Origin of the sequence: Flavonifractor sp. An4, assembly GCF_002161755.1 — a bacterium.
Classification (GTDB): domain Bacteria; phylum Bacillota; class Clostridia; order Oscillospirales; family Oscillospiraceae; genus Flavonifractor; species Flavonifractor avicola.
On sequence record NZ_NFIL01000085.1, the window covers coordinates 1 to 3,022 of the forward strand.

The 3,022-nt window shown below is 60.3% G+C and carries 5 protein-coding genes; all 5 read right to left on the reverse strand.

Translation table 11 applies throughout. The features are described 5' to 3' along the window. Positions 1-840 (reverse strand): hypothetical protein (locus B5F94_RS15640; RefSeq protein ID WP_143383335.1); only part of this gene is annotated, 840 nt, incomplete at its 3' end. 125 nt (positions 841-965) lie between these two features. Next, positions 966-1,382 carry a single-stranded DNA-binding protein gene (locus B5F94_RS15645; RefSeq protein ID WP_087331462.1) on the reverse strand — a complete coding sequence of 139 codons (417 nt, stop codon included), beginning with the start codon at positions 1,380-1,382 and terminating at the stop codon, positions 966-968. Between the two features lie 174 nt (positions 1,383-1,556). Next, positions 1,557-2,228 carry a hypothetical protein gene (locus B5F94_RS15650; RefSeq protein WP_087331465.1) on the reverse strand — a complete coding sequence of 224 codons (672 nt, stop codon included), beginning with the start codon at positions 2,226-2,228 and terminating at the stop codon, positions 1,557-1,559. Then, a complete protein-coding gene (locus B5F94_RS15655) occupies positions 2,218-2,475 on the reverse strand; it encodes a hypothetical protein (RefSeq protein WP_087331468.1) in 258 nt (85 codons plus the stop codon). Before B5F94_RS15655 ends, B5F94_RS15650 begins: the two co-directional genes overlap by 11 nt. A gap of 45 nt (positions 2,476-2,520) precedes the next feature. Then, on the reverse strand, positions 2,521-3,022 hold a 502-nt coding region (locus tag B5F94_RS15660), incomplete at its 5' end, for a PcfJ domain-containing protein (protein WP_204247515.1).

Here is a 3,022-nt window from a genome sequence, read left to right on the forward strand (position 1 = left end):
ATCCCGCTCCAGCTGAATTTCAAACACGCTTCCGCCGCCCTGCCAAGGGTCATACAGGCCGGTCACGGTGTCTTTCTCCAGGATGATGTAGCCGCAGTAGGGATTTTTGCGGCTGTCATGGAAGTGGCCGTTGCGGTCCTGGAGCCGGATCAGGCGGTTGAGCTCCATCAGGTCGGACAGGGACAACTCCACCAGGAAGGTCACGGTGTTCATGTGGGAGGCGATGTTGGCCACCTCCACCCGCATACTTGCCAGGAAGCCTTTGGGCCCGGATGTGTCCCCGTCCCGCAGTGCCTGCTGGAGCTTTGCCCGGGTATAGCCCTGGGACTTTGCCAGCCAAACGATGCCGGCGCGGTCGTCCAGCGTTTCCCCATAGCGGCCATACCAGCAGGGGTAGACGCTGTTGAGGACATAATCGTAGTTGCCGTCCCCAGTGTCCAGCATGATATTGACCGGGAAGGTCTGGTCCAGGAAGTGTTTCTCCGGGAGCCTGAAATACACATGGTCCATCATCAGGTCATAGAACAGCCTGGTTTCCTCCGCTGTGAAGCCATCTGGATATGGCCCATCCCCGGCGGTGAGCGAGGACTGGACATCCTGCTCCAGTTCATCTCTCAGCTGACACTCGTAGTCGAAATACCATTCCTCCAGCGACTCCCAAAAACTCTGCATGGGGTCGTCGCCGGACAGGAGCTTGGTCGCGGTGGCGCTGTCCATCCCGTCCCGGTAGTCGGCATAGATTTCATAAAAGAAGCAGTCGCCCTCACGCTGTAAAAAAGGCTGACGGTCAAGGGCGTCCAGAATATGGTGCCTGAGTTTTTCTGCCGCCTTATCGTTCATGTTTCCACCTCCTTGTCCATACACGGTTTCGGTATCTGAAGGGAAATGCGCCCCGCCTCTGGTCCAGAGGCAGGGCGCAGATGGTTGTTTCGGCGGTGCCCCATCACAGGGCTGTCACCTCTCCTTTAGAACGGGAGTTCGCCGTCCGCATCAGCATCAAACTCTGACGCCGGCGGGGTCGCATCGGCGTTCGCGGCGGGGGCGGGGGCGCTCTTTTTCTTGGCGGAGCCCCCGAAGTAGATGTTGCTGGCCACGACCTCGGCGGTACGGCGCCTGCCGCCCTCCCGGTCCGTCCAGTCCCGGATCTGGAGCCGCCCTTCCACCACGGCCATGGAGCCCTTGGCGAAATAGTTGGCGGCGAACTCCCCGGTATGCCGCCACGCGACGATGTCGATGAAGTCCACAGGCGTTTCCCCGGTGGCCTTGTCTTTGAAGTCCCGGTTGACTGCCAAAGAGAACGACGCGACTGGGATGCCGCTCTGTGTCCGGCGCAGTTCGGGGTCCCGGGTGAGCCGCCCACTGAGAATGATTCGATTCAACATGATGTTTACCTCCATTTTGACAATTTGTTTTTCGGACGGCCGGTCCAGTGGGAAAGCACACGCCCAGCCGCCGTCGTGTACCTCCGTCTGTTCCACACCCGTTCACCAATACACCTGGATGGGGGACCCATCGCCCGCCGCCGTCAGGGTACCGCTTGGTAACAGGACGGCGGCTTAGGGGCAATACCGTTTGTTGGGATGCTCCTCCAGGGAGGCAAACGGGTGGATCAGCAATTCATACAGGACGGTCTGCCGCTCCGCTTCCGGCATCGCGGCGCAGTCAGCGGCCAATTCAGAGACCGTCTTGTTTCCGTACTGCTGAAAATACTGCTCATAAATGGCCGTGAACTCTGCCGCGCAGGGCGCTACCAGCTCGTCCATGAACTGGATCAGACTGCCGGCCTCCATGTCCCCAAGGACACTGTCCCGCGGCGGCAGATTGGCCTTCAGACGCTCCTCCAGCGAACGGGGCGGGAGAAGGGGCTGCCCCAGGGGCGGGGCCCCGTCCTCCTCAAGCTCTGTTTGTTCAGGAGGGGCGCCAAGGAGGGGCGGGAGCAGAAGGGCGGCCGCGTCATAGAGGTAGGCGTCTCCGCAGGAGGGAGTTACCGAGAGCCGGTCATCCAGGACCTTGGCAAGCTGTTTATAGGTCATGGACTGTACCCGCTCCCGGGATAGGCCCAGGGTGGACCGAAGCCGCTCCAGCTCCGCTTCAAAGCCCTGGAAATACTCAGGCAGGGTCATATCAGCAAAGCGGTGGATGATGGCCGCGGCGTATTCGGGGTGGGCACAGCGGCCGGTGTCCAGCAGGGCAAGACGGTCTTGCAGTGGGAAGCGTTCAATCTTCATGCTGGCCTGCCTCCTCTCTCTGCCGGCGCTCCAGCACCTCCAGCGCGCTCCCGGCCCGGTCCAGCAGGTTCCGCAGAGCGGTCAGGGGGTCATCTGTGTAGCGGCCCCAAAAGTAATCGCTCCCGTTTCTGCACACCCATGTTACAAACCGCGCGGGGGCGTTGGGGTTCTCGCCAAGAACATATTCTGTGTCCCCGACACGGATGGCGCTGGTAATGACATATCCGGCGTTACTGCGTTCTGACATGTTTTATCCTTTCTCCCCGTATGAGCCCGATAGGACAGGCGTATCTTATGCGGCTTGCAGGACTTCCCGCTCCCACTGGTCGAGAAACCGCTGGACTTTCGGTGTGGCTGGGCGATTGTTGGCAGATCGAGCCTGGACCACTTTTCTGTTTCTGATCTCCAGCGTGTAAAATGGCTTGTCCGCTTCAGCCGCCCGACGCAGAAACAGGATGACGCACTCCTGCCTTGCCACACGGTCCACATAGGTGCCGACACAGTGATGGAGGGCCTGTCCCTCCTGAATGATGTCCTCCGGGCTTTTGGGACAGAGCACCACCATGCCGTCCAGCTCAAAGTCATCATGGAGGCGGATAGATTCCATCGCCGCATGGAAGTCCCGGCGCATCTTGGCGTCCAATTCCTGCTTCCATTGGGCGGCGGCCCGGTCATGGGCCTTTTGCAGGTCCCGGGGAAACAGGACGGAATCGCTCAATGGAAACTCCAGCTTCCGGCACAGATCCAGATAGTCGGCATATTCCCGGACCACATCGTATGTATTCTGATAGCGT